The following is a 24,693-nucleotide window of genomic DNA, read 5'->3' on the forward strand; positions in this document are numbered from 1 at the left end:
GCTGGGGCACCGGTCCCGGGCGAACAGGCGGAGCGGGGGCGTCCGTTCGCGGCCGGATCACATCGGTAGAGTGTTCGCATGACTACCGGGATGCGCCGCAGGATGGGTGTCGAGGAGCGGCGGCAGCAACTGATCGGGGTCGCCCTCGAACTGTTCAGCAACCGCTCGCCCGACGACGTCTCCATCGACGAGATAGCGTCGGCCGCGGGCATCTCACGCCCGCTCGTGTACCACTACTTCCCCGGCAAGCTCAGCCTGTACGAGGCGGCGCTCAAGCGGGCCGCCGACGAGCTGGCCGAGCGGTTCGTCGAACCGCACGAGGGGCCGCTGGGGGCGCGGCTGCTGCGCGTGACGGGACGTTTCCTCGGCTTCGTCGACGAGCACGGGCCGGGTTTCTCCGCGCTGATGCGCGGCGGCCCCGCGGTGGGCTCGTCGACGACGAACGCGCTCATCGACTCGGTGCGGCAGGCCGCGTACGACCAGATCCTCGCGCACCTCGGCGTCACGGCGCCGCCCGCCCGGCTCGAACTGGTGGTGCGCTCCTGGATCTCCCTCGCCGAGTCCACGGCACTGATCTGGTTGGACGGCCGCCGCATTCCGCGCGCCGAGCTCGAGCTCCAACTCGTCCATGACTTCGCGGCGTTGGCGGCGGTGAGCGCCGCCTACGACGACGAGATGGCGCTGCTGCTCGGCGGCATCCTCGCGGACGAGCCCGCCGACGGGCCGTTCGCGGACCTGCTCGGCCGGCTCGCCGCGCTGGCGCCGCGCGCGGTGCTTCCGTAGCCCGGCGGGGGCCGGTCGCGCCCGGCGGGCGGTCGGTGCCTCAGGCGTCCGTCGCCTTGCGGTAGGAGGCGTCGAGGTCGCGCACCTCCGCCGAGACGTGCACCACGCGCCCCGCCACGGGCTTGAGATGGCGGCGTACGAGTTCGACCGTCGCGTCCGTCACGCGCGCCCTGACCTCGGCCGTGCGGCCGGGGAGCAGACCGATCAGCACGTGCACCACCGCGTGCCCGTCCTCGTCGCCGCCCACGACGGTCTCCTCCGTCCGCACGAAGCGGGTCTTGCAGGCCTCCAGGGTGGCGGCCGTCTCCTCGACGAGCAGCGGGTGCAGCGCGAGCGCGAGGCCCCGCCGGTCGAAGGAGTCCGCGAGCGGCTCGGAGTAGTCGACGGTGATCTGCGGCATGGGTGCTCTCTCCGGCGTGCGTACGGATACGGGTATGTGTTGATCACCCTGTCTCCGTACGGGCCCGTGGCGCAAGGCGGACCGGGCCCCGCACGGCTCGCTACGCGCCGACGGTCGGGGCGGTCAGGCGCAGTGCCAACAGTGCGATGTCGTCGTCCCGTTCGCGGCCGAAGCTCTCCAGGAGCGTGTCGCACAGGGCGGTCACGCCGGGCGGGGCGGCGGCGGCCGCCAGGCGCAGGTGCTCCATGGACACGGCGAGGTCCGTGCCGCGGGTCTCGATGAGTCCGTCGGTGACCATCAGCATGCGGTCGCCGGGGGCGAGCCGGGTCTCCACGGGCGGCGGCCGGTCGAGGCCGAGGCCGAGCAGCGGGCCGTTCGCCTTGATGTAGGCGGCGGGGCCCGCGTCGCTCACGACGAGCGGCGGGATGTGCCCCGCGTTCGCGACGCGGGTGCGGCCCGTGGGCGGGTCGACGAGGGTCAGGCACATGGTGGCGGTGACGTCGGGGTGGTAGCGCTGGAGCATCCGGTCGAGGCGGGTGGCGAGGCGGGCGGGGTCGGGGTCCTCGACGCAGTACGCGCGCAGGGCGTGGCGCAGTTCCACCATCACCGTGGCCGCGTCGAGGGAGTGGCCGACGACGTCGCCGATGCCGGTGAGCACCCCGGCGGGGGTGGGCAGCGCCGCGTAGAAGTCGCCGCCGATCTCCGCCTGCCGGGACGCGGGTTCGTAGCGGACGACGATCTCGGTGCCCGGCAGGTCGGGCAGCGCGCTGGGCAGGAAGCTGTGCTGGAGGGTCAGCGCGATGTGGCGTTCCTTCTCGTACATGAGCAGCCGTTCCGCGACGCGGGCCGTGGCGTGCGCGAGGCGGCCGAGGTCGGGCGCGGAGTCCTGGGCGTACGCGGCGGTGGCCAGGCACACCGGCGCGCGGTCCTCGCGGGTGCGGGCGAGGGCGAGCAGCGCCCCCTCCCCTGGCGCGGAGAGCCCGGCGGCCGCCGCCGCGCCGCCGTCCGACCAGCGGGCCGGATACCCCTTGCACGCCTGGTCCAAGAGCCCCTCGCCGCGGCTCGCCGTGAACTGCGAGGGCTCCCGCGCCACCCCCACGAACCCCGCGGGCCACATCGGCCCGGGCACGGTCGTGGTGTGGACGCCGCTCCGGCCGGACATCAGGCGCCACATCAGGTGGGCGGCGCTCTCGTGCGCGTCGGCGCCGGGCGGCGGTGCGACGGTGCGGCGCTGGGAGCGGCCGCAGTGGATCTCGCCCTCCTCGCCGAGGACGAAGGCCGCTGCGGGGGCGTCGGAGAGGGCGGACGCTCCGGTCGCCGCCGCGTCCACCAGCTCGCGCACCGTGCTCGCGGACTGCACGTCGAGGACGGCCTCGGCGAGGCGGCTGAGGCGGCCCGCCCGGGTCTGGGCGGCGCTGCGGTGCCGGGCGCCGCGGGCGGCGGCGCGGACGACGGCGGCGATCTCCTCCGGTTCGGCGGGCACGGTCAGATAGGACTCGCCGCCCGCGTCGAGGCCGCGGCAGCGGTCCGCGGAGCCGTGCGCGGCGGCGGAGAAGTGCACGACGGGCAGGGACGCGGTCGTCGGGGACGCCTTCAGGCGGCGGCACAGGTCGTAGCCGCTCATGTCGGGCAGGCCCACGTCGACGAGGGCCACGTCGGGCAGTTCGCCCGCGCGCAGCCGCACGTCGAGTTCGGTCAGCGCCTCCCCCGCGCTCGCGGCCAGGACGACCCGGTGGCCCGCGCGGCGCAGCACCGCGCCCAGCGCGTACCGGCTCGCGGCCACGTCGTCGACGACCAGGACCGTGGTGACCACAGACCCGGCCTCCCCTTTTTCACCTTTTACTGCTTTGTCCCTGACGCCCACGTGGACATCCCCCAGGAGCGGTGGACGGTAACAAGCCCTTTTGGGGCCTGCCTGTCCACGCTAGCGCTCTAACACACCACCGGGGAGTACGTGGCCACGGTACGACCTGGAACGGTGGAGATCACCCGACCCGGCACGGCCGCGCCGGGCCTGGCGCTAAGATCCGCCCTCTCCCGGGCGAGGTCCGCCCGGCGTTCGTGACCTTCGCCTCGCGCGGCACGTTCATCCCAGTGCCCGGATCCGTCGGGGCGACACTGTGGGGAACGGCAGGGAATCCCCGTACCGGCAAGGGACTTCATGACCCAGCACATCACCGACGCCACCAGCACCGTCACCACCACCGACGGCGTCCGCGCCGCCCGCCTCGGCTGGTGGCACGACGCCGTCATCTACCAGGTCTACCCGCGCAGCTTCGCCGACGCCGACGGCGACGGCATGGGCGACCTGCCGGGCGTGACAGCGCGTCTGCCGCACCTCAGGGACCTCGGCGTGGACGCCGTCTGGCTGTCGCCGTTCTATGCCTCGCCGCAGGCCGACGCCGGGTACGACGTCGCCGACTACCGCGTGGTCGACCCCGTCTTCGGCACCCTCGCCGACGCCGACGAACTGGTGCGCCGGGCCCATGAGCTGGGCCTGCGGGTGATCGTCGACATCGTCCCCAACCACTGCTCGGACGAGCACGAGTGGTTCCGCGCGGCCCTGGCCGACGGCCCCGCGTCGCCGCTGCGGGAGCGCTTCCACTTCCACCCCGGCAAGGGCTCCGACGGCGAACTGCCGCCCAACGACTGGGAGTCCGTCTTCGGCGGCCCGGCCTGGACCCGCACCACCGACCCCGACGGCACCCCCGGCGACTGGTACCTGCACCTGTTCGCGCCCGAGCAGCCCGACTTCAACTGGGAACACCCCGCCGTACGCGACGAGTTCCGCTCCATCCTGCGCTTCTGGCTCGACCTCGGCGTGGACGGCTTCCGCGTGGACGTCGCCCACGGCCTGATCAAGGCGCCGGGCCTGCCGGACGTCGGCCACGGCGAGCAGGTCAAGCTCCTGGGCGCCGCGCCCGTGCCGTACTTCGACCAGGACGGCGTGCACGAGATCTACCGGGACTGGCGGAAGCTGCTCGACGGCTACGACGGCGAGCGCGTCGCCGTCGCCGAGGCGTGGACGCCGACCGTGGAGCGCAGCGCGCTGTACCTGCGCCCCGACGAGCTGCACCAGGCCTTCAACTTCGCGTATCTGACGACGGGCTGGGACGCGGCCGCGCTGCGCGCCGTCGTCGACCGCTCCCTGGACGCGATGAACTCCGTGGCCGCGCCCGCGACGTGGGTGCTCTCCAACCACGACGTGGTGCGGCACACCACGCGCTTCGCCGACGGCGACCCGGCCAGGGGGCTGCGCCGAGCCCGCGCCGCCACGCTCCTGATGCTGGCGCTGCCCGGCTCGGCGTACCTCTACCAGGGCGAGGAACTGGGCCTGCCCGAGGTGACGGACCTGCCCGACGAGGTGCGCCAGGACCCGGCGTTCTTCCGCGGCGCCGGGCAGAACGGGCAGGAGGGGGCGGAAGGACAGGAGGGACAGGAAGGGCGGCAGGGCTCCGGGCAGGAGGGCACGCGGGACGGGTGCCGGGTGCCGCTGCCGTGGTCCGGCGCGCGGCCGCCGTTCGGGTTCGGGCCCGTCGCGGGCGGCCCGAGCTGGCTGCCGCAGCCCGCGGGGTGGGCGGACCTCACGGTCGCGGCGCAGAAGGGCGATCCGGCCTCGACCCTGGAGCTGTACCGGGCGGCGCTCGCGCTGCGCCGCGCGCACCCGGCGCTCGGCGCGGGCCGGGACGTGGAGTGGGGGGAGGCGCCCGAGGGCGTGCTCGTGTTCCGCAGGACCGCCGCGGGCCGCACCCTCGTCGTGACGACGAACCTCACCGACCGCCCTGTCACGCTTCCCGCCCCCGGCACCCCGCTGCTGTGCAGCCTCAACTCGCGCGTCCCGGCGGCCGACTTGGGCGAACCCGGCACCGACGCCGTGCTCCCGCCGGACACCACGGTCTGGTGGGAGCGGTGAGACCCGACCGGTGGGCAGCGTGAGGGACGACCGGTACAGTCCAACCCTGTGACCGCGCGACTGGCCGACATCGCAGCACAGGCGGGGGTCAGCGAGGCGACCGTGAGCCGGGTCCTGAACGGCAAGCCGGGCGTCGCTGCGGCCACCCGCCAGTCCGTGCTCGCCGCCCTCGACGTCCTCGGCTACGAACGGCCCGTGCGGCTGCGGCAGCGGAGCGCGGGTCTGGTCGGCCTGATCACGCCGGAGCTGGAGAACCCGATATTCCCCGCCCTCGCCCAGGTGATCGGCCAGGCCCTGACCCGGCAGGGGTACACCCCGGTGCTCGCCACCCAGACCCCGGGCGGCTCCACCGAGGACGAGCTGACCGAGATGCTGGTGGACCGCGGCGTCGCGGGCATCATCTTCGTCTCGGGTCTGCACGCGGACACCACGGCGGACACCGAGCGCTACGAGCAGTTGCGCGCGCAGGGGGTGCCGTTCGTCCTCGTGGACGGCTTCTCGCCGAAGGTGCGGGCGCCCTTCATCTCGCCCGACGACCGGGCGGCGATGCGCCTGGCCGTCACCCACCTGGCCTCGCTCGGGCACACCCGGGTCGGGCTCGCCCTCGGGCCGCGGCGCTTCGTCCCCGTACAGCGGAAGATCGAGGGGTTCACGCGGTCGATGCGGGAGACGTTCCGGCTGCCGCCGGAGGACATCGAGACGGAGCTGATCCAGCACTCCCTGTACACGCTCGAAGGCGGACAGGCAGCGGCGGCGGCGCTCCTGGACCGGGGCTGCACGGCCGTGGTGTGCGCCAGCGACATGATGGCGCTCGGCGCCATACGGGCCGCGCGGGAGCGGGGCCTGGAGGTGCCGGACGACGTCTCGGTGGTCGGCTTCGACGACTCGGTGCTCGTCGCCTTCACCGATCCGCCGCTGACCACGGTCCGCAAGCCGGTGCCCGCGATGGGCCAGGCCGCGGTGCGCACCCTGCTGGAGGAGATCGGGGGTACCCCCGCCCCCCACAGCGAATTCGTGTTCATGCCGGAGCTGGTGGTCAGGGGCTCGACGGCCGCGCGCACGGCCCCCGGGGCCTAGGGGTCCGTCGTCCTCGGGGCGGAGGGGACCTCCTCGTACTTGGGGCGTAGGGAATGCGGCCGGAACCCGACCGGGGGATGATCTGAGCAGTGGTGGCTATCTGGCAGACTCTGTGCCTATGGGTGAGATGACTGTGACGACACTGGAAGGCCAACAGGGGCCCACCACCTCATCACCCATCGCGGGCGAGGCAGATGACCGCAATGGGCGGAATCTCCTGCGTCGGCTGCGCACGCCCCGGCGCCCGAAGCTGTGGTTCGAGATCCTGTTGATCGCGGTGAGTTACTGGACGTACTCACTGATCCGCAACGCCGTCCCGGAGCAGAAGTCGGCCGCGCTGCGCAACGCCGACTGGATCTGGGACGTCGAGCAGAGCCTCGGCCTCGCCTTCGAGCGCTCGGTCAACCACGCGGTCGACTCGGTGACATGGCTCATCGTCGGCATGAACTACTACTACGCGACGCTGCACTTCATCGTGACGCTCGGCGTCCTGGTGTGGCTCTACCGCTGCCATCCCGGCCGGTACGCGGCCACACGTCTGGTGCTCTTCGCGACGACCGCCGTCGCCCTCCTCGGTTACTACCTGTATCCGCTCGCGCCGCCCCGTCTCGTGCCCGGCGGCGACTTCATCGACACGGTCGTCGTCCACAACACCTGGGGCTCGATGGCCTCGGGAGACCTGAAGAACATGTCGAACCAGTACGCGGCCATGCCGTCGATGCACATCGGCTGGTCCCTGTGGTGCGGCCTGACGATCTTCGCGCTCGCGTCGGTGCCCTGGGTGAAGGTCCTCGGCCTGCTCTACCCGACGCTCACCCTGGTCGTGATCGTGGCCACCGCCAACCACTTCTGGCTGGACGCGGTCGGCGGCATGATCTGCCTGGCGTTCGGCTACACGGTGGCGCGCCTCTGGTACGGAAAGCTGCCGTACGCCCTGCCGAAGCTGGTGACGGAGCCACAGCCGCGGAAGAAGAAGACGTACACCGCCCGCTAGGGCGCCCGGCTACGCCCCGTAGAACCGCTCCTCCACCACCGCCCGCGCCCGCCGGGTGATCCTGCGGTAGTCGTCCAGCATCACGCCGACCTGACCCGCGTCGTAGCCCAAGTAGCGTCCGACGGCGGCAAGCTCCCTGCCGTCCGAAGGGAACGTGTCGCCCGCGCGCCCCCGCACCAGCATCACCGCGTTGCGCACGCGGGAGGCGAGCACCCAGGCCTCGTCGAGGATCGCCGCGTCCTCCGTGGCGATCAGACCGGCCGCGCACGCGGCGTGCAGCGCCTCGCGGGTGCGGGTGGTGCGCAGCCCCGGCTCGGCCCAGCCGTGCCGCAGCTGGAGCAGCTGGACGGTCCACTCGACGTCGGAGAGGCCGCCGCGGCCGAGCTTGGTGTGCAGGGTGGGGTCGGCGCCGCGGGGCAGCCGCTCGGACTCCATGCGGGCCTTGAGGCGGCGGATCTCGCGGACGGCGTCCTCGCCGAGGCCCTCGGCGGGATAGCGCAGCGGGTCCACGAGGTCGACGAAGGCACGGCCGAGATCGGCGTCGCCCGCGACCGGGTCGGCCCGGAGCAGCGCCTGCGACTCCCAGACCAGGGACCAGCGGCGGTAGTAGGCCTCGTACGACTTCAGGGTGCGCACCAGCGGCCCCGACTTGCCCTCGGGGCGCAGGTCCGCGTCGATGACCAGGGGCGGGTCGGCGCTCGGCAGTTGCAGCAGCCGGCGCATCTCGGCGACGACGGCGTTCGCGGCCTTCGCGGCCTCCTGGTCGTCCACGCCCTCGCGCGGCTGGTGCACGAACAGCACGTCCGCGTCCGAGCCGTAGCTCAGCTCCCGGCCCCCGAAGCGGCCCATGCCGATGACCGCGAACCGGGTCGGCAGCGTCTCGCCCCAGCCCGCGCGGACCACCGCGCGCAGCGTGCCCGCGATGGTGGCGGCCGTCAGGTCGGACACGGCGGTGCCGACGCGGTCCACGAGCGCGCCCACGTCCGCCTCGGCGGGGCTCTCCTCGGTGCCGTAGGAGGCGATGAGGTCGGCGGCCGAGGTGCGGAACAGCTCGCGCCGCCGCACCCCGCGGGCCGCCGCGACCGCCTGCTCGCCGCCGTCGGCGCGGCCCACGGCGGCGAGGACCTCCTGTTCCAGGGGGCCGCGTTCGCGTGGTTCGAGGCCGCGGGCGTCGCCGAGCAGCGCCACCGCCTCGGGCGCGCGAAGCAGCAGGTCGGGGGCGAACCGGCCGGCCGAGAGGACCCGGGCCAGGTTCTCCGCCGCGGCGCCCTCGTCGCGCAGGAGCCGCAGGTACCAGGGGGTCTTGCCGAGCGCGTCGGACACCTTGCGGAAGCCGAGGAGGCCCGCGTCGGGGTCGGCGGAGTCGGCGAACCAGCCGAGCAGGACGGGCAGCAGGGTGCGCTGGATGGCGGCCTTGCGGGTCACGCCGGACGCGAGGGCCTCCAGGTGCCGCAGGGCCGCGCCGGGGTCGGCGTACCCGAGGGCCACCATGCGTTCCCTGGCGGCCTCCGTGCTGAGCCGGGACTCGCCGGGGGCGAGCTGGGCGACGGCGTCGAGCAGCGGGCGGTAGAACAGCTTCTCGTGCAGGCGGCGGACCACGGAGGTGTGCCGCTTCCAGGCGCGGGCGAGGTCGGTGAGGGGCTCGGTGCGCATGCCCAGGGAGCGGCCGATGCGGCGCAGGTCGGCGTCGCCGTCGGGCAGCAGGTGGGTGCGGCGGAGCCGGTAGAGCTGGATGCGGTGTTCCAGGGAGCGCAGGAAGCGGTAGGCGTCGTCGAGCTGGGTGGCGTCCACGCGCCCCACGTAGCCGCCCGCGGCGAGCGCGGCGAGGGCGTCGAGCGTGGTGCCGCTGCGCAGCGAGGCGTCGGCGCGGCCGTGCACCAACTGGAGCAGCTGGACGGCGAATTCGACGTCGCGCAGGCCGCCGGGTCCGAGCTTCAGCTCACGGTCGACCTCGCCCGCGGGGATGTTCTCGACGACGCGGCGGCGCATCTTCTGCACGTCGGTGACGAAGTTCTCGCGCTCGGCGGCCTGCCACACCAGCGGCGCGACGGCGGCCACGTAGTCCGCGCCCAGCTCGGCGTCACCGGCGACGGGCCGCGCCTTGAGCAGCGCCTGGAACTCCCAGGTCTTCGCCCACCGCTGGTAGTACGCGAGATGGCTGGACAGGGTCCGCACCAGCGGGCCGTTCCTGCCTTCGGGGCGCAGGTTGGCGTCGACCGGCCAGATGGTGCCCTCGACCGTGGTCTCGGAGCAGATCCGCATCAGGTGCGAGGCGAGGCGGGTGGCGGCCCGCAGCGCCTTGTCCTCGTCAGCGCCTCCCCCAGTGCCTGAAGGGCCCGGGGGTGCCCCCACGGCCTCCGCCACGAAGATCACGTCGACGTCGGAGACGTAGTTCAGCTCGTGGCCGCCGCACTTGCCCATCGCGATCACCGCGAGGCGGCACTGCGCGGCGTCGGTGGGCGCGGCCCTGCGGGCCATGGCGAGCGCGGCGCGCAGGGTGGCCGTGGCGAGGTCGGCGAGCTCGGCGGCGGTCTCGGCGACGTCCGTGGTGCCGCACACGTCACGGGCGGCGATGGACAGCAGGCAGCGGCGGTAGGCGACGCGCAGCGACACCGGGTCGTCGGCCTCGGCGAGGCCCCGCTCGAACTCGGCGACGCCCGGGTGCAGATCGGAGGCCTCGTACGTGACCAGGGCCCGCCAGTCCCCCGGGTGCCGGGCGAGGTGGTCGGCGAGGGCCTCGGAGGCGCCGAGGACGCCGAGCAGGCGGTCCCGCAGGGGCTTGGCGCTGATCAGGGTGTCGAGCAGTTCGCGGCGCGCGGTGTGGTCCGGCTGCGCCTCCGTGAGCCGGACGAGGCCGAGCAGCGCCAGGTCCGGGTCGGCGGTGGCGCCGAGGGCGTCGAGGAGCACCGGGTCGGTGCGGACGGCGTCGAGCTCGGGCGCGGCGAGGAGGCGTTCGGCGGTGGACGGATCGGTGAACCCGTACCGCAGCAGCCGCGTGAACATGCTGCTCCTGCGCCCCTGCGGCACCGTCATCCCCGCGCCTTTCGCTCGCCTGTTCCTGGCCACGAGCCTACCCAGGGCCCGGCCGATGAGTTCTGCCCGCGTGCGGGGTCCGTACCGGGACAGGAGCATGGAGACCAGGAGGCCACGTCATGCCGAGCCAGGACCCCCGTACCGACGTCGACGCCCGCTACAGCAGCGAGGGGGTCGCCGCGACCCCCTGGCCACAGGCCCGGGACGCCCTCGCGGCGGCCGAGCTGTTCTGGATCTCGACGGTGCGTCCCGACGGGCGCCCGCACGTCACCCCGCTGAGCGCCCTGTGGCACGGGGACGCCCTGTACTTCTCCACCGGCCCGGAGGAGCGCAAGGCCCGCAACCTGGAGGCCAACCCCGAGGTCGTCCTGACGACCGGCGCCAACCTCTGGGACAAGGGCCTGGACGTGGTCGTCGAGGGCACGGCGGTCCGGACCACGGACGGGGCGCTGCTGCGGGAGCTCGCGGCGGCCTGGGAGGAGAAGTACGGCGGCTTCTTCCACTACGACGTGGGGGACGGCTGCTTCCTCCACCCGTCGGGACGCGCGTACGTCTTCGCGGTGGCGCCCCGAACAGCGTTCGGGTTCGGCAAGGGCGAGCCGTTCAGCCAGACGCGTTACCGCTTCCCCTGACGCACGGGGTCCTTCCCCCGGACAAGCCGCCCGATCGCTGCTGTACTCGTCCCATGGACTACACACTCGAAGTGATCGGCGTGCCCGTCAGCGACATCGACCGCGCCAAGGAGTTCTACGAGAGCAAGTGCGGCTTCCACGTCGACATCGACGCGGAGGTCCTGCCGGGCGTGCGGATCGTGCAGCTCACGCCGCCCGGGTCCGGCTGTTCCATCATGCTGGGCGACGCCATCTGGGAGACCACCCCGGGGCCCACCCCGGAGCCCGGCAGCTACCACGGCCTCCAGCTGTGCGTGGCCGACATCAAGCAGGCCCACACCGAGCTGAAGGCCCGCGGCCTGGACGTCACCGAGCCGGTCCAGTACTCCGAGCAGGACGGCGCGACGTTCATGTACTTCACGGACCCGGACGGCAACGGGTGGGCCATCCAGGAATACCGCGTCCGCGCGAAGACGCCGTTGCGGGACGCCATTGTGCCCTCCACCTGACGGGCCCCAGAAAGGGGCGCGGGGAACTGCGCGAGCAACCACGACAAAGCCGCAGCCGCGTCTGCCGAGGCACTGAGCAGACGCGGCTGCGGCATCGTCCGGGTTACAGAACCGGCAGGTTCTTGCGGAGCTCGAAGGCGGTCACCTCGGACCGGTACTCCTCCCACTCCTGCTTCTTGTTCCGGAGGAAGAAGTCGTACACGTGCTCGCCGAGCGTCTCGGCGACCAGCTCCGACCGCTCCATGAGGGCGATCGCCTCGCCGAGGTTCTGCGGCAGGGGCTCGATCCCCATGGCGCGCCGCTCCGCGTCGGAGAGGGCCCAGACGTCGTCGTCGGCGCCCGGCGGCAGCTCGTAGCCCTCCTCGATGCCCTTGAGGCCCGCGGCGAGGAGGACGGCGTACGTCAGGTACGGGTTGGCGCCGGAGTCGATGGAGCGGACCTCGACGCGGGCCGAGCCGGTCTTGCCGGGCTTGTACATGGGCACCCGGATGAGGGCGGAGCGGTTGTTGTGGCCCCAGCAGATGTACGAGGGGGCCTCGCCGCCGGCGCCCGCGGTGCGCTCCGAGCCGCCCCAGATGCGCTTGTAGGAGTTCACCCACTGGTTGGTGACCGCGGAGATCTCGGCGGCGTGCTTCAGCAGGCCCGCGATGAAGGAACGGCCGACCTTGGAGAGCTGGTACTCGGCGCCGGACTCGTAGAAGGCGTTCCTGTCGCCCTCGAACAACGACAGGTGGGTGTGCATGCCGGAGCCGGGGTGCTCGGAGAACGGCTTCGGCATGAAGGTCGCCTGGACGCCCTGCTCCAGGGCCACCTGCTTCATGACCAGGCGGAACGTCATGATGTTGTCGGCCGTGGAGAGGGCGTCGGCGTAGCGGAGGTCGATCTCCTGCTGGCCGGGGGCGCCCTCGTGGTGGCTGAACTCGACCGAGATGCCCATGGATTCGAGCATCGTGATGGCCTGGCGGCGGAAGTCCATGCCCACGTTCTGCGGGGTGTGGTCGAAGTAGCCGGAATTGTCGGCGGGGATCGGCCGGGAGCCGTCCAGAGGCTTGTCCTTGAGCAGGAAGAACTCGATCTCGGGGTGGGTGTAGAAGGTGAACCCGAGGTCGGAGGTCTTGGCGAGCGCCCGCTTCAGTACGTAACGGGGGTCCGCGAAGGACGGGGAGCCGTCCGGCATCAGGATGTCGCAGAACATCCGGGCCGTGCCGGGGGCCTCGGCGCGCCAGGGCAGGACCTGGAAGGTGCCGGGGTCCGGCTTGGCGATCATGTCGGACTCGTAGACGCGGGCGAAGCCCTCGATGGCCGAGCCGTCGAAGCCGATGCCCTCGTCGAAGGCCTGTTCAAGCTCGGCGGGAGCGACCGCGACCGACTTCAGGAAGCCGAGTACGTCCGTGAACCACAGGCGCACGAACCGGATGTCGCGCTCCTCCAGAGTGCGGAGCACGAACTCCTGCTGCTTGTCCATCTCGACTTCCACCCATCCTTGCTGGTCGGAACCGGCTGCTCCCAAGCCATGGGACGTCGCCCCGGCACACGAGCATCCCACCACACGGTTTCGTGCGCGTTGCGGCCGCTCCTTGCCCATAGTGCACGCTCACCCGGGCCCGGGGTATCCGGGACGGGCACCGGGCTCGGGCGGGGCGGCCGGGGCGGGGTGGCCGAGATCCATGTGGCCGGGATCGGCCGGATGGTGGCGGCCCTCCCCCGTGCCACCCGTGCAGTATTTGACAGAGCGCCTCCTCCGCCCGCCGACGTGGAGGCTACGATCAACGCACTCGCAACGCCCCTTGTTCAACCCATCCGACTCCGTCGCTTTCCGCAGAAGGACACACCATGGGTTCCGCCAAGAAGACGAGCAGCGCCGAGCGCAAGGCACGGATAGAGGAGATGCGGCGCGCCGAACGCGCCCGCGAGCGCCGCAACAGCGTGCTCACCATCACCTTGAGCGCGGTCATCGTCGCCGCGCTCGGCGTCGGCGGCTACTTCCTCATCTCGCAGGCCGACGACGACAAGGAATCCGGCAAGGCGGGTGACGCCAAGGCGGTCGCCAAGTTCACCACGACCGCCGACGGCGAGCGGGTCTGGGACGCCAAGAAGCTCGGCCGCACCCACGTCGGCGGCAAGGTGAACTACCCGGTGACCCCGCCGGTCGGCGGCAACCACAACCAGGTGTGGATGAACTGCAACGGCGACGTCTACACCAAGGACATCCCGAACGAGAACGCCGTGCACTCCCTGGAGCACGGCGCGGTCTGGGTGACGTACAACGACCAGGCGAAGCCCGCTGACTTGAAGAAGCTGGAAGCCAAGGTCAAGAAGACCCCGTACTCCCTGATGAGCCCCGTGAAGAAGCAGAAGGACCCGATCCTGCTGTCGGCCTGGGGGCACCAGCGGGTGGTGAAGAGCGCCGACGACAAGCAGGTCGGCTCCTTCTTCTCCACCTACGTCCAGGGCAAGCAGACCCCCGAGCCCGGTGCGGCCTGCACCAACGGCCTCGGGCAGTGACGCCGTGATGAAGCGCAGGGACTGGCTGATCGGCGCCGTCGCCGGAGCGGTGATCGCGGCGGGCGGCATCACCGCCGCCGTCGCCTCCACCGACGGGTCCTCCGGCTCCTCCGGTGCCGCCGACGCGCCGTCGAGCACGTCCGCCGACGCGGGGTTCGCCCGGGACATGGCCGTCCACCATCAGCAGGCCGTCGAGATGTCCTACGTCATCCGGGACCGCACCCGGAACAAGGAGATCCGCCGTCTCGCCTACGACATCGCCCAGACCCAGGCCAACCAGCGCGGCATGATGCTGGGCTGGCTCGACCTGTGGGAGCTGCCCAAGGTGCCGCCCGGCGAGCCCATGGAGTGGATGGACATGACCGGCGTCCCCTCTGCGGGCGACGGCTCCCTCATGCCCGGTATGGCCACGAACGCGCAGATGAAGCGGCTCGGGGAGCTGAACGGCAAGCAGGCCGAGATCTTCTACCTGAAGCTGATGACCGCCCATCACCAGGGTGGCATCCATATGGCTCAGGGGTGTGTCGAGCGGTGCGACGTGCAGGTTGAGCGGCGGCTCGCGCAGGGGATGGTCGAGTCCCAGGAGTCCGAGGTCAAGCTGATGGCCGACTTGCTGAAGGCGCGGGGCGCGAAGCCGTAGGGGTGCCCTCGCGGGGGCGCCCCAGGCCCACCCCTTCACCGAAACTGGGGCTCCGCCCCAGACCCCGCTCCTCAAACGCCGGAGGGGCTAAAACTCAGCCGCACACCCTCCAGCCCGTCCGGCGATTGAGGACGAGGCGCGAAGCGCCGATCAGGGGGGTCCAGGGGGCGCAGCCCCCGGTTTCGGAGAAGGGGCGGGACTGGGGCGCACCCGCGAGGCCTACCCCCACACCACCCCCGGCGGCCGAACCCCCGCGCACAGCGGCATCCCCGCCCGATCCGTGAGCCCCACCTCACCGACGGCGACCCCCGCCCCCACCACCCCCTCCGGCAGATCACCGAACCACAGCTTGGCGCGGCGGAACATCGTGAACGTCCCGCCGGGAGGCAGCTCGCCCCAGGTGAGGTAGAAGAAGCGCTCACCCCGCTTCCCCTGGACATGAGGCCCCTTGAAGTCGGCACCGCCGTCGGGCGCGGCGACCACCGCCACCTCGAACTCGAACACCGCCTCGGCCGCGTCGGCCCGGACCAGCTGGTCGGGCTCGGCGCCGCGCTGCACACCCACGTGCACGTCCCGATAGTCCCCGCACTCGGCCCCGGGCAGATCACGGCCGACGAGGCGCACGGTCAGCTTCTGAGTCATGCGGTTCAGTCCACCACGAGGGTCTGACAGCCGCCCGCTCGCGCGGGCGGGGGGGGAGTCACGCGAGTCGCCCCAGTTCCTCCCGCCGCAGCCGCCCGAGCAAGGCCTCCCCCCGCACGTACCGCTCCACCTCCGCCACCGCGTACTCCCCGAGCCGCCGCACCTCACTGCCCTGTGCGCCCGCGATGTGCGGGGTGACCAGGACGTTCGGGAGAGCGAGGAGGGGGTGCCCGGGCGGCAGGGGTTCGGGGTCCGTGACGTCGAGGAAGGCGTCGAGGCGGCCGGCGGCGCAGGCGCGGGTCAGGGCGTCGGTGTCGACGAGGGAGCCGCGCGCGGTGTTGACGACGACGCCGCCGTCGGGGATGAGGGCGAGCATCTGCTCGCTCAGCAGGCCCCGGGTCTCGGGGAGTTGGGGTGCGTGCAGGGTGACGACGCTGCTGGCCCGGCAGAGCTCGGGCAGGTCGACGAGGTCGACGCCGAGGGCGGCGGCCTCGGCGGGGGTGACGTAGGGGTCGGTGAGCAGGACGCGGTGTCCGGCGTCGGAGGCGTTGAGGGCGGCGATGACGCGGCGGCCGATGCGGGAGGCGCCGACGACGCCGATGGTGCGGGCGTCGGCGCCGGTGCGTTCGGTGAACGGCGGCCAGCGCTCGGCGTAGCGGGCGGCGGCGGGCAGCGCGCCCTTCGTGGCGAAGGTGATCGCGGCGAGGGTGTAGGCGACGACGGGGCCCGCGTTGGCGTCGGCGGCGGAGGAGACGAGGATGCCTCGGTCCCACAGGGCGTTGGTGACCACGGGTTTGACGGATCCCGCGGCGTGCACGACGGCGCGGAGGCGGGGTGCGTGGGCGAGCACCTCGGCGGTGAGGCGGGGGCAGTCCCAGCCGGTGACGAGGACCTCGGCCCGGGAGAGGGCCGCGCGGGCGTCGGCGCCGGTGAGCCCGCCGGTGAGCGGGTCGGGCGGCAACTCGACGCTGCGGGCGAGGCGTTGGCGCAGGCCGGGGGCGAGGACGCGGTCCACGACGTCGGCGCCCATGGCGAGGGCGGCCACCGGCCTGCGCCGCTCCGGCCCCGCTGCCCCCGCTGCCCCCGCCGACCCCGCCGACCCCGCGGCCCCCGCAGACTCGGCGGTCTCGCCCGGCTCCGCGGCTTCCCGCGGCTGCTCCAGCTGATCGGGCACGCGTCGCCACCTCTCGTAGAAAACGGTTACTGGCAGAGGTCAGGAGGCTAGGCCTCTGTCACGACAACGGTCAAGAGTGGGCAGGCAGCATCAAGGAAGTGCTCTGCGAAGGGGGTTGACCGGGGACAGTAACCGCTTTAGATTCCCGGCACCTTGTCCCGACAGCTGTGTTCAAGACTGGGGGTTCCGTGTCAGCGGTGACGAAGGACCGGGCCGAAATCGAGGCGGTGACACCGCCGACGGAGCCCACCAAGGGGGCAATTGCTCGCAAAAGCGGGCGCGGTGAGAAGTGGAAACGGTTTCAGCGCACTCGGCTCCTGGTGCTGCTCATGGTGCCGGGCCTCGCGTACTTCCTGGTCTTCCACTACGGCGCGTTCATCGCGAACGCCGTGGCGTTCAAGGAGTACGTCCCCTTCGACGGCCTGTGGGCGAGTCCCTGGGTCGGCACCGAGAACTTCAGCCGGATGTTCGGCGACCCGGACTTCTGGCACGCGACCTGGAACACGCTGTTCATCGCGGTGCTCCAGCTCGTCTTCTTCTTCCCCGCGCCGCTCGCCCTCGCGCTCCTGCTGCACAGCCTGACCTCGGACCTGCTGCGCCGCTTCACGCAGTCCGTGATCTATCTGCCGCACTTCCTGTCGTGGGTCGTGGTCGTCGCGCTGTTCCAGCAAGTGCTCGGCGACACCGGCCTGTTGAACGCGACGCTGAGCGACGCGGGGCTGCACACCGTCGACATCATCGGCAACCCGGACGCGTACAAGCCGCTCGTCGTCCTCGAAGTGATCTGGAAGGACGCGGGCTGGGGCACGATCATCTTCCTCGCCGCGCTGATGCAGGTGAACGAGCAGCTCTACGAGGCCGCTGCGATCGACGGGGCAGGGCCCTGGCGGCGCTTCTGGCACGTCACGCTGCCCAGCATCCGGCCCATCGTGATCCTGCTGCTGATCATGCGGCTCGGCGACATCCTGTCCGTCGGCTTCGAACAGATGCTGCTGCAACGGCAGTCGGTGGGCCCGGAGGCCGGTGAGGTCCTGGACACCTTCGTCTTCTGGCAGGGCATCGTCGGCGGCGACACCGGCTACGCGGCCGCCGCCGGACTCTTCAAGGGCGTCGTCGGCGCGGCGCTCGTCTTCACGGCCAACCGGATCGCACACCGGCTCGGCGAGCAGGGGGTCTACAAGTGAGCAGCCACAGCGCCGTCCGCCCCGCCTGGATGGAGCGGCCCCGGCCCCTCACCAAGGCCGCCAAGGGCGTGGCGATCACCGTCGTCCTCGCACTCGTCCTGATCCCCTTCCTGGTGATCGTCTCGACGTCGCTCGCGTCCAACCGGGAGGTCGTCGCCAACGGCGGCTGGGTCCTCTGGCCGAGCGAGCCGACCCTGCGCGCCTACCGCACCGTCCTCAGCGGCGGCATCGTCACCAAGGCGCTCGGCGTGAGCGTCGCCCTGACGGCCGCGGGCACCCTCTTCTCGCTCGCCTGCACCACCTTCCTCGCCTATGCCCTCGCCCGCCCCGGCGTCTTCGGCGGCAAGCCGGTGCTGCTCCTGATCCTGTTCACCTTCCTCTTCCCGCCCGGCATGATCCCGGCGTTCCTGCTGGTCAAGGGCATGGGAATGATGGATACGTACGCGGCTCTGATCGCGCCCGTGCTCATCAACGTCTTCAACCTGATCGTCCTGCGCGGCTTCTTCCAGGGCATCCCCGAGGAGCTGTACGAGGCGGCGCGCCTGGACGGCGCGAACGACTGGCAGATCCTGTGGCGGGTCGTGCTCCCGCTGTCGAAGGCGGCGCTCGCGGTGGTCTCGCTGTTCTACGCGGTGAGCTACTGGAACGCCTGGTTCCATGCCTCGATCTACATGGAGTCGGGCCACTGGCCGCTGTCCCAGGTCCTCCGTACGTACGTCATCGGCGGCTCCCAGATCGCCGACACCGGCCTGAGCGAGGCGGGCCAGGTCTCCGCGCCGCAGACGACCCAGATGGCCGTCCTCGTGATCGCGACCGTGCCGATCCTGCTCGTCTACCCCTTCCTGCAGAAGTACTTCACCAAGGGCGTGCTCACCGGCGCCATCAAGAGCTGAGCCGACTCCCCTCACCCACCGAAAGGCCGACCCCATGTCAGGTTCCCAGGGTTCCGCGCGCCGCCCCATGGGGCGCCGTACGCTGCTGCGCTCGATCGCCGTCGGCGGCGCCGCCCTCGCCGCCCCGGCCGTCCTCACCGGCTGCGCCACCGGCTCGGGCGGCGGCGGTGACGTGTCCAACGCCGGGAAGAAGATGGCCCCTTGGCCCACCTACACCCCGACCCGGGGCCCGGCGCCCGATCTCGCGCCCAGCACCGCGGGCGTGCAGGCCGGCTTCACGTCGTATCCGCAGCGCCTGGTGACGGCGACGGACGGCAGGCCCGGCACCGGCAAGGAGAAGATCCGCGTCCTGTCCATCACCTACGGCACGCCGCCGAAGCCCGCGGGGTCCAACAAGTACTGGCAGGCGATGAACGAGGCCCTCGGCGTCGAGGTCGAGTTCACGGTCGTGCCGGACGCGGACTTCCGCTCGAAGATGGCGACGCTCATGGCGGGCGACAGCGGGGACCTGCCGGACCTCATCAACATCGGCGGCGGGTACGTCCTGCCGCGCGAGGCGCAGTTCGTGAAGGCACGCTGCGCCGACCTGTCGGAGTACCTGTCGGGCGACGCGATCAAGGACTACCCGAACCTCGCGGGCATCCCCACGTACGCCTGGGAGGGCATGGGCCGGATCGGGGGGCGGCTCTACGGCCTTCCGGTCGAGCGGGCCAAGGTGCAGGGCGCGATGTTCATCAACCGTGAGGCCTTCGACAAGGCGGGCTACCGGCCGGGCATGTCGGCGGAGGCCTTCCGCGCGATGGCCAAGGAGGGCTCCGGCGGCGGCAAGCACGTCCTCGGCACCTCGACCGTCAGCTACTACAGCTACCTGTACCACTCCATGTGGCACGGGGCGCCCAACGAGTGGCGGATCAAGGACGGCAGGATCACGCCCATGTACGGCACCGAGGAGTTCAAGGCCGCCCTGGAGTTCATGGCGCGGCTGCGGGCCGACGGCGCCTACAACTCCGACGCCACCTCGATCTCCCAGGTCGACCTCAAGACGCAGTTCTACAACGGCACCGTGCGCTCCATGACGGACGGCTGGGGCGCGGTGCTCTCCAACGCGCAGGGCATCAAGGACGCGTACACCCTGGACGCCGCGGTGCCCTACGAAGTGCCCGGCGCGACGCCCGTCTACCAGCAGAACCGCGGCTGCTTCGGCTACACCGTCGTCAAGAAGGCGTCCAAGGAGCGCATCCGGCTCATGCTGCGCGTCCTCGACTGGCTGGCCTCGCCGTTCGGCTCCAAGGAGTACCAGCTGTCGCACTACGGAGTGGAGGGCACCCACTTCCGCTTCGACAAGGCGGGCGACCCGATCCCCACGGAGCGCGGCCTCGTCGAGTCCCGCACGAACCTGCCGTTCCCGTATCTGATGGACGCGCCGCAGCCGCTGTACTTCCCCGGGCAGGCCGGCCTCACGAAGCGGCTGCACGCCTGGGAGAAGAAGGTCGTGCCGCTGCTCGTTCCCAACGACCGCTGGGGGCTGCAGTCGGCGACCTTCAACCGGGTCGGCGCGTCCCTCCAGCAGATCGTCGAGGACGGCGTGACGGCCGTCGTCTCCGGCCGCAAGAGCCTGTCCTCCTGGGACGACGTCTACCGCAAGTGGCGGTCGCAGGGCGGCGACAAGTGCGCCGAGGAATTCGGGGAGGAGTACGAGGCGGCGCACTGAGGTGGTGGCGGGGGCGCGATGATGGTCCCGGGCGCGCCGCCCGTACGTCGTGCGCGCGTTCGTCCGCCGTCCAAGGGCGGCCGGGACCGGGCGAGTCGAGGAGAGGCAACAGTGGGGGAACGGGTCACCATCCGCGAAGTCGCCGCACGCGCGGGGGTCTCCGTGGCGACCGTCTCGCGGGTCCTCGCGGGCAACTATCCGACGTCCGCGACCTCGCGGGCGAAGGTGCAGCGGGCCGTGAAGGAGCTGGACTACGTCGTCAACGCGCACGCGCGCGCGTTGGCGGGCGCCGGGCGCAAGACCATCGCCGTGCTCACCTACGACGTGCTGAGCCCGTTCTACGCGCACGTCGCGCAGGGCGTCGAGATGGAGGCCGCCCGGCACGGACGGCTCACGCTCGTCGCCTCCACCGGCAGCGATCCGGCGCGGGAGCTCGCGCTGGTGCAGATGATGCGGGAGCAGGCCGCCGAGGCGGTCGTCCTCGTCGGCGGGGTCATCGAGGACGACGAGTACCGGGAGCGGATGGCCCGGTACGCCCAGGCCCTCGCCGCCGCGGGCTCCCGCCTGGTGCTGTGCGGGCGGCCCGCGCCCGCGCCCGATGTGCCCGCCCTCGTCGTCGAGTACGACAACGAGGCGGGCGCCTACGCCGTGACCAGCCATCTGCTGGGGGCCGGGCACCGGCGCATCGCCCTCATCGGCTACCAGCCCGGCAACACCACCGGGGAGGACCGGGTGCACGGGTATCTGCGGGCCCTCGACGACCACGGGGTGCCGCGGTCCGACGCGATCGTGCACGGGGTGGGGTTCGGGCCGCACCACGGGTACGAGGCGATCCGGGACCTGCTGCGGGCCGCCGGCGGGAAGCCGGAGTTCACCGCCGTGTTCGCCGGGGACGACCGGGTGGCCGCGGCCACGGTGGTCGCGCTGCGGGAGTACGGGCTCTCCGTTCCCGAGGACGTCTCCGTCGTCGGCTACAACGACGATCCCGTCGCCGCCGACGTCACGCCCGGGCTCACCACCGTCCACATCCCCGCCGAGGAGATGGGGCGCACCGCCGTCCGCCTCGCCCTCGCGGGGGCGCCGCCCCGGTCCGGGCCGGAGCGGCACGTCCTGGGCACGCACATCGTGGTCCGCGCGAGCGTGCGGCGTCTTGCCGTGTCTCAGGGGGGCGCCTGAGGCTCCGCCTCACCGGCGCCGTCTCAGTCCCGCCGCTCCGCGGCGGCCATCCCCCACCCGCCCACCCGTTCACCCCTCACAGCGGGCTTCTGGAACCGGGCCCACCCCCGCCGACCTCACCAAACCGCCGACCGGGGTGCCGGTGCGGCGACGGTGGAGTGGCGTCGCTGGGGCAGGGGGAGAGCGCCGCCACTCCCTGTGGGCAGCTGGGCCGCCAGGGGCGATGGGGGTCCCCCTGCTCGAGCGAAGCCGAGAGCTTGGGGGAGGGTGGGCACAGCCCACGCCGACGGTGCCGTCACGGCAGCGGTTTCCCGGGGTGCGGTGATGGATTGGCCCAGCTGGCCCCGAGGATCGCCTCCGCCACCTCCTCCGGGCGGTCCCGCATCAAGAGGTGGCCCGCCGGGGTCAGGGCGCGGTAGGTCGCCCCCAGTGTCGTGGCCAAGGCGCGTTGGTGGGTCAGCCAAGGGTCGGACGCAGGGGTGCGGGAGGTGGACGCCGCGAGGACCGACACCGGAACCCCGGCGGGCATCCGCGTCTCGCGCCGCAGCACCGCGAGTTCGTGCGCCACGTCGGCGTACGTCGCGTACTCCATGAGCCCCGCCCGCCACACCCGACTCGCACCGTAGAGCGAGCGCAGCCCCCGCGGCGCCGGGCGCCCCGCCAGCCACCGCGCCGAGGGCCCCACCGCGAGGGGCACCCCGGCCACCCCGAGCACCGCCCCGCCGATCCGTGCGGCAGCCACCCGCGCGGCCCGTGCGGGAACGGCCCGCGCCGACTCCGCCTCCCTGGAGCCGACCACGCTGGAGTCGACAAGGACCACCCCGGCCGTCCGCCGGGGACGGAGCCGGGCGAACGCCTCCGCGTGGAACCCGGCGAGCGAGTGCCCGACGACGGTCACCGCCGCCCCGCCGAGCCCCACCGCGGCAAGCACGAGCCCGATCCGCTCGGCCTCCCCCAGCAGCGTGGGCGCACCCGGCGCGGGCCCGCTGAGCCCGAGCCCGGGCCGGTCGAAGCGGACGACGGTGCGGGACGGGGCGAGGAGCGCCACCACGGGGTCCCACTCCCGCCAGGCGAGGCCGAGCCCCGCGCTGAGGACGCACACGGGCCCGTCCCCGGTCACGTCCACGTGATGCGGCACCCCGCCGATCCGTACGAAGGACCCCCTGGACGGCGTCGCCGCCCTCACCCCCGTGGCCCGGATCGCCGTACCAGCCACGCCACCACCACCAGCCACACCGCGATCGTGAGCAACTGGAGCCGCTGCGCGACCCCGAGCCCCCAGTTTCCCCGACCGGCGTCGAACGCGGCGACTGCCGCGAGCGTCCACACGGTGGCGGCCAGTTCGACGCCGAGGAGGACGGTGAGGAGGCCGCCCGCGGGACCTCCGCCGCGCGCCCCGGCCCTGCGTACCACCACCGTGAGCAGCACCATCCCCACCAGCGCACCCGCCACCGCGACACTGCTGCTGACGGCGTGCGCGGAGTGCGCGGCGGGCACGAGCCCGGCCCGCTCCCGGGCCGCGCAGGCCGCGTCCGCGGTGGGCGCGCAGCTCAGCGGGAGCCGCGAGTCGGCCGCGGTGGCCGCGCCGAAGACGGCGACGCCGGCCCACCCGAGGGTGCTCAGGAGGGCGAGGCCGCGCGAGAGCCCGGCGGGCCGGGTGCGCCGCAGCAGCGCGAGGACCGCCCCGGCGCACACGAGTACGCCCGCCCCGAAGTCCAGGGAGCGGAAGAACGTTCCGTACGGCTGGTCCTCGGCGGCGAGTTCACTGACGTACGTCCGCAGCGGCGAGAGCCCGGTCGGCAGGAACGCCTCGAGGGCCCAGGTGGTGTAGGCGAGGGCGCCGAGCGCGAGGAGGACCGCGACGGCCGTGCGGGCGGCGCTGCGGGCTCCGGTGGCGAGGGGCTCGGGTGACATAGGGGGACAAAGGCTAGTCCGTGGTGTTCGCGCGCTGGTGGTCAGGGTGAATCCACTCCGGTCTGCGGAATTTGAGGAAGGCGACGGGCGCGACGACGCCGAGCGCGAGGAGCCCGCCGCCGACGATGAGCAGATAGCGCCACAGCGGCGCGTTCCCGAACTGGTCGGGCGGTACGAAGCCGATGCCGAGCGCGCAGGCCGAGGCGACGAAGCCGACCCCGGCGACCACCGTCACGGCGGGCACGACGAAGCCGCGCCGCACGTGCGGCTGGGTGGCGCGCAGCCGGACCACGGCCACGAACATCAGCAGGTAGGCGATGAGGTAGATCTGCACGGTGATGACGGAGAACATCCAGTACGCGCTGGACACGTCGTCGCTGAACGCGTAGAGGACGCCGATGAGGGTGGTCACGACGCCTTGCGCGACCATGATGTTGAGCGGGACGCCGTGCCGGTTGAACTTCTGCAGGAACGGCGGCAGATACCCCTCCTGCCGGGCCAGCGTCACCAGCCCCTTGGCGGGTCCGGCCAGCCACGTCAGCATCCCGCCGAGCGCCGCGAGCACCAGCATGACGCCGACGACCTTGGTCATCCAGCCGACGTGGAAGTGGTCGAAGAACGCCTGGAAGGCCTGCATCAGACCGGCCGTGAGGCTGAGCTCGGAGGCCGGCATGACCCAGCTGATGGCCAGGGCCGGAAGGATGAAGATCAGCAGGACGAGCCCGGTGGCCAGGAAGACCGAGCGCGGGTACTCGGCGCGCGGGTGCCGCAGCGAGGAGACGTGCACGCCGTTCATCTCCATGCCCGCGTACGACAGGAAGTTGTTGACGATGAGGACGAGGCTGGCCAGGCCCGTCCACGGGGGCAGCCAGTGGTCGGGGCTCATCGGCGCCTCGGAGGCGTTGCCCTGCCCCAGGAAGACGACGCCGAGCGCGACGAGGACGACACCCGGCACCAGCGTGCCGATCACCAGGCCGAGCGAGGAGAGGCCCGCGACGGTCTTCGTGCCGCGCGAGGTCACCCACACCCCGGTCCAGTAGATGACGACGATGACGATCGCCACATAGAGGCCGTCCTCGGCGAGGCTCGGGTGCACGACGTACGCGAACGTCGAGGCGACGTACGCGAGCAGGCTCGGGTAGTACGCGATGGTCATCGCGAACTGGCACCACACCGCGACGAACCCGAGCGGCTTGCCCAGGGCCTCGCTGACCCAGCGGTAGATGCCGCCGGTCCAGCCGGAGGCCAGTTCGGCGCCGACGAGGGCGGTGGGCAGCAGGAAGACCAGGGCGGGCAGCAGATAGAGGAAGACCGCGGCGAGGCCGTACAGGGCCATCGACGGGGAGGGGCGCAGGCTGGCCACCGACGCGGTGGTCATGAGGGCGAGGGTCAGCCAGGAGATGAACTGCCGCTTGGTCCCGGTGTCGGCGGCCGGGTCCGAGGCGAGTTCGGCCACGTCCTCCGCCGCCGCGGCCCCGGGCGTCGTCCCCTTCCGGCCGGGTTCGTCCGTGGTCGTCATGGGCTCATGATCGTC

21 protein-coding genes are annotated in these 24,693 nt (G+C 72.4%); 12 read left to right on the forward strand and 9 right to left on the reverse strand.

What is annotated here, in order from left to right; translation table 11 throughout:
• The first annotated feature begins 78 nt into the window (after positions 1-78).
• The gene (locus ACFVHO_RS12040) at positions 79-783 is read left to right on the forward strand and encodes a TetR/AcrR family transcriptional regulator (RefSeq protein ID WP_087883817.1); all 705 of its coding nucleotides are present in this window, start codon (positions 79-81) and stop codon (positions 781-783) included.
• 40 nt (positions 784-823) lie between these two features.
• Here the strand turns inward: ACFVHO_RS12040 and ACFVHO_RS12045 are convergent, their stop codons facing one another.
• Together ACFVHO_RS12045 and ACFVHO_RS12050 are read right to left on the reverse strand one after the other, a co-directional pair.
• Complete coding sequence (locus tag ACFVHO_RS12045; RefSeq protein WP_385712666.1) at positions 824-1,183, reverse strand: 5-carboxymethyl-2-hydroxymuconate Delta-isomerase; 360 nt, start codon at positions 1,181-1,183, stop codon at positions 824-826.
• A gap of 100 nt (positions 1,184-1,283) precedes the next feature.
• Positions 1,284-2,996 carry a SpoIIE family protein phosphatase gene (locus ACFVHO_RS12050; protein WP_385712668.1) on the reverse strand — a complete coding sequence of 571 codons (1,713 nt, stop codon included), beginning with the start codon at positions 2,994-2,996 and terminating at the stop codon, positions 1,284-1,286.
• 348 nt (positions 2,997-3,344) lie between these two features.
• On the opposite strand from ACFVHO_RS12050, the gene ACFVHO_RS12055 reads away from it, so the two are divergent.
• The 3 genes from ACFVHO_RS12055 to ACFVHO_RS12065 all read left to right on the forward strand — a co-directional run bounded on the left by ACFVHO_RS12055 (position 3,345) and on the right by ACFVHO_RS12065 (position 7,167).
• Positions 3,345-5,096, forward strand: a complete 1,752-nt coding sequence (locus ACFVHO_RS12055; protein ID WP_385712670.1) for a glycoside hydrolase family 13 protein — start codon at positions 3,345-3,347, stop codon at positions 5,094-5,096.
• Between the two features lie 48 nt (positions 5,097-5,144).
• Positions 5,145-6,173, forward strand: a complete 1,029-nt coding sequence (locus ACFVHO_RS12060) for a LacI family DNA-binding transcriptional regulator (RefSeq protein ID WP_385712671.1) — start codon at positions 5,145-5,147, stop codon at positions 6,171-6,173.
• Between the two features lie 118 nt (positions 6,174-6,291).
• Complete coding sequence (locus ACFVHO_RS12065; RefSeq protein ID WP_385712673.1) at positions 6,292-7,167, forward strand: phosphatase PAP2 family protein; 876 nt, start codon at positions 6,292-6,294, stop codon at positions 7,165-7,167.
• A 9-nt stretch (positions 7,168-7,176) separates the two neighbouring features.
• On the opposite strand, the gene ACFVHO_RS12070 is transcribed toward ACFVHO_RS12065, so the two are convergent.
• Positions 7,177-10,200: a bifunctional [glutamine synthetase] adenylyltransferase/[glutamine synthetase]-adenylyl-L-tyrosine phosphorylase gene (locus ACFVHO_RS12070; RefSeq protein ID WP_385712674.1), complete on the reverse strand. Its 3,024-nt coding sequence runs from the start codon at positions 10,198-10,200 to the stop codon at positions 7,177-7,179.
• Positions 10,201-10,319: 119 nt separating this feature from the next.
• Between ACFVHO_RS12070 and ACFVHO_RS12075 the strand changes: the two genes are divergently transcribed.
• Both ACFVHO_RS12075 and ACFVHO_RS12080 read left to right on the forward strand, forming a co-directional pair.
• Positions 10,320-10,832: a pyridoxamine 5'-phosphate oxidase family protein gene (locus ACFVHO_RS12075; RefSeq protein ID WP_385712676.1), complete on the forward strand. Its 513-nt coding sequence runs from the start codon at positions 10,320-10,322 to the stop codon at positions 10,830-10,832.
• Between the two features lie 53 nt (positions 10,833-10,885).
• Positions 10,886-11,320: a VOC family protein gene (locus ACFVHO_RS12080; RefSeq protein WP_385712678.1), complete on the forward strand. Its 435-nt coding sequence runs from the start codon at positions 10,886-10,888 to the stop codon at positions 11,318-11,320.
• Positions 11,321-11,423: 103 nt separating this feature from the next.
• Here the strand turns inward: ACFVHO_RS12080 and ACFVHO_RS12085 are convergent, their stop codons facing one another.
• Positions 11,424-12,785 (reverse strand): glutamine synthetase family protein, encoded by a 1,362-nt coding sequence (locus ACFVHO_RS12085; protein ID WP_385712720.1) that lies wholly within the window; start codon positions 12,783-12,785, stop codon positions 11,424-11,426.
• Positions 12,786-13,153: 368 nt separating this feature from the next.
• Here ACFVHO_RS12085 and ACFVHO_RS12090 point away from each other — a divergent pair, with 368 nt between their 5' ends.
• Positions 13,154-13,825: a DUF3105 domain-containing protein gene (locus ACFVHO_RS12090; RefSeq protein WP_385712680.1), complete on the forward strand. Its 672-nt coding sequence runs from the start codon at positions 13,154-13,156 to the stop codon at positions 13,823-13,825.
• Between the two features lie 7 nt (positions 13,826-13,832).
• On the forward strand, positions 13,833-14,465 hold the full coding sequence (locus ACFVHO_RS12095) for a DUF305 domain-containing protein (RefSeq protein WP_385712722.1): 633 nt from the start codon (positions 13,833-13,835) through the stop codon (positions 14,463-14,465).
• A 219-nt stretch (positions 14,466-14,684) separates the two neighbouring features.
• On the opposite strand, the gene ACFVHO_RS12100 is transcribed toward ACFVHO_RS12095, so the two are convergent.
• Both ACFVHO_RS12100 and ACFVHO_RS12105 read right to left on the reverse strand, forming a co-directional pair.
• The gene (locus tag ACFVHO_RS12100; RefSeq protein WP_385712681.1) at positions 14,685-15,107 is read right to left on the reverse strand and encodes a DUF5990 family protein; all 423 of its coding nucleotides are present in this window, start codon (positions 15,105-15,107) and stop codon (positions 14,685-14,687) included.
• Positions 15,108-15,165: 58 nt separating this feature from the next.
• Positions 15,166-16,137, reverse strand: a complete 972-nt coding sequence (locus tag ACFVHO_RS12105) for a hydroxyacid dehydrogenase (protein WP_385712723.1) — start codon at positions 16,135-16,137, stop codon at positions 15,166-15,168.
• 473 nt (positions 16,138-16,610) lie between these two features.
• Here ACFVHO_RS12105 and ACFVHO_RS12110 point away from each other — a divergent pair, with 473 nt between their 5' ends.
• The 4 genes from ACFVHO_RS12110 (at position 16,611) to ACFVHO_RS12125 (ending at position 21,245) form a co-directional block, all read left to right on the forward strand.
• Positions 16,611-17,465, forward strand: a complete 855-nt coding sequence (locus ACFVHO_RS12110) for a sugar ABC transporter permease (protein ID WP_030363255.1) — start codon at positions 16,611-16,613, stop codon at positions 17,463-17,465.
• Positions 17,466-17,494: 29 nt separating this feature from the next.
• Positions 17,495-18,358 carry a carbohydrate ABC transporter permease gene (locus ACFVHO_RS12115; RefSeq protein ID WP_385712724.1) on the forward strand — a complete coding sequence of 288 codons (864 nt, stop codon included), beginning with the start codon at positions 17,495-17,497 and terminating at the stop codon, positions 18,356-18,358.
• 34 nt (positions 18,359-18,392) lie between these two features.
• Positions 18,393-20,069, forward strand: coding sequence for an extracellular solute-binding protein (locus ACFVHO_RS12120; RefSeq protein ID WP_385712682.1), 1,677 nt, complete (start codon positions 18,393-18,395; stop codon positions 20,067-20,069).
• Positions 20,070-20,180: 111 nt separating this feature from the next.
• On the forward strand, positions 20,181-21,245 hold the full coding sequence (locus tag ACFVHO_RS12125; RefSeq protein ID WP_385712684.1) for a LacI family DNA-binding transcriptional regulator: 1,065 nt from the start codon (positions 20,181-20,183) through the stop codon (positions 21,243-21,245).
• 295 nt (positions 21,246-21,540) lie between these two features.
• On the opposite strand, the gene ACFVHO_RS12130 is transcribed toward ACFVHO_RS12125, so the two are convergent.
• The 3 genes from ACFVHO_RS12130 to ACFVHO_RS12140 are packed head-to-tail and all read right to left on the reverse strand — an operon-like array spanning position 21,541 to position 24,678.
• Complete coding sequence (locus tag ACFVHO_RS12130; RefSeq protein ID WP_385712726.1) at positions 21,541-22,392, reverse strand: alpha/beta fold hydrolase; 852 nt, start codon at positions 22,390-22,392, stop codon at positions 21,541-21,543.
• A 35-nt stretch (positions 22,393-22,427) separates the two neighbouring features.
• Positions 22,428-23,159 (reverse strand): DUF998 domain-containing protein, encoded by a 732-nt coding sequence (locus ACFVHO_RS12135; protein WP_385712686.1) that lies wholly within the window; start codon positions 23,157-23,159, stop codon positions 22,428-22,430.
• Between the two features lie 13 nt (positions 23,160-23,172).
• Complete coding sequence (locus ACFVHO_RS12140; protein WP_385712688.1) at positions 23,173-24,678, reverse strand: APC family permease; 1,506 nt, start codon at positions 24,676-24,678, stop codon at positions 23,173-23,175.
• Positions 24,679-24,693: the final 15 nt, after the last annotated feature.

This window comes from Streptomyces sp. NPDC127108 (genome assembly GCF_042677545.1).
Taxonomy (GTDB): Bacteria; Actinomycetota; Actinomycetes; order Streptomycetales; family Streptomycetaceae; genus Streptomyces.

What these genes read in the sequence shown, in the direction of transcription:
- ACFVHO_RS12070 (WP_385712674.1), bottom strand. Translation starts at nt 10,200, where the DNA reads ATGACGGTGCCGCAGGGGCGCAGGAGCAGCATGTTCACGCGGCTGCTG.
- ACFVHO_RS12140 (WP_385712688.1), bottom strand. Translation starts at nt 24,678, where the DNA reads ATGACGACCACGGACGAACCCGGCCGGAAGGGGACGACGCCCGGGGCC.
- ACFVHO_RS12120 (WP_385712682.1), top strand. Translation starts at nt 18,393, where the DNA reads ATGTCAGGTTCCCAGGGTTCCGCGCGCCGCCCCATGGGGCGCCGTACG.
- ACFVHO_RS12105 (WP_385712723.1), bottom strand. Translation starts at nt 16,137, where the DNA reads ATGGGCGCCGACGTCGTGGACCGCGTCCTCGCCCCCGGCCTGCGCCAA.
- ACFVHO_RS12135 (WP_385712686.1), bottom strand. Translation starts at nt 23,159, where the DNA reads ATGTCACCCGAGCCCCTCGCCACCGGAGCCCGCAGCGCCGCCCGCACG.
- ACFVHO_RS12095 (WP_385712722.1), top strand. Translation starts at nt 13,833, where the DNA reads ATGAAGCGCAGGGACTGGCTGATCGGCGCCGTCGCCGGAGCGGTGATC.
- ACFVHO_RS12080 (WP_385712678.1), top strand. Translation starts at nt 10,886, where the DNA reads ATGGACTACACACTCGAAGTGATCGGCGTGCCCGTCAGCGACATCGAC.
- ACFVHO_RS12065 (WP_385712673.1), top strand. Translation starts at nt 6,292, where the DNA reads ATGGGTGAGATGACTGTGACGACACTGGAAGGCCAACAGGGGCCCACC.
- ACFVHO_RS12055 (WP_385712670.1), top strand. Translation starts at nt 3,345, where the DNA reads ATGACCCAGCACATCACCGACGCCACCAGCACCGTCACCACCACCGAC.
- ACFVHO_RS12045 (WP_385712666.1), bottom strand. Translation starts at nt 1,183, where the DNA reads ATGCCGCAGATCACCGTCGACTACTCCGAGCCGCTCGCGGACTCCTTC.
- ACFVHO_RS12110 (WP_030363255.1), top strand. Translation starts at nt 16,611, where the DNA reads ATGGTGCCGGGCCTCGCGTACTTCCTGGTCTTCCACTACGGCGCGTTC.
- ACFVHO_RS12100 (WP_385712681.1), bottom strand. Translation starts at nt 15,107, where the DNA reads ATGACTCAGAAGCTGACCGTGCGCCTCGTCGGCCGTGATCTGCCCGGG.
- ACFVHO_RS12040 (WP_087883817.1), top strand. Translation starts at nt 79, where the DNA reads ATGACTACCGGGATGCGCCGCAGGATGGGTGTCGAGGAGCGGCGGCAG.
- ACFVHO_RS12085 (WP_385712720.1), bottom strand. Translation starts at nt 12,785, where the DNA reads ATGGACAAGCAGCAGGAGTTCGTGCTCCGCACTCTGGAGGAGCGCGAC.
- ACFVHO_RS12115 (WP_385712724.1), top strand. Translation starts at nt 17,495, where the DNA reads ATGGAGCGGCCCCGGCCCCTCACCAAGGCCGCCAAGGGCGTGGCGATC.
- ACFVHO_RS12090 (WP_385712680.1), top strand. Translation starts at nt 13,154, where the DNA reads ATGGGTTCCGCCAAGAAGACGAGCAGCGCCGAGCGCAAGGCACGGATA.
- ACFVHO_RS12075 (WP_385712676.1), top strand. Translation starts at nt 10,320, where the DNA reads ATGCCGAGCCAGGACCCCCGTACCGACGTCGACGCCCGCTACAGCAGC.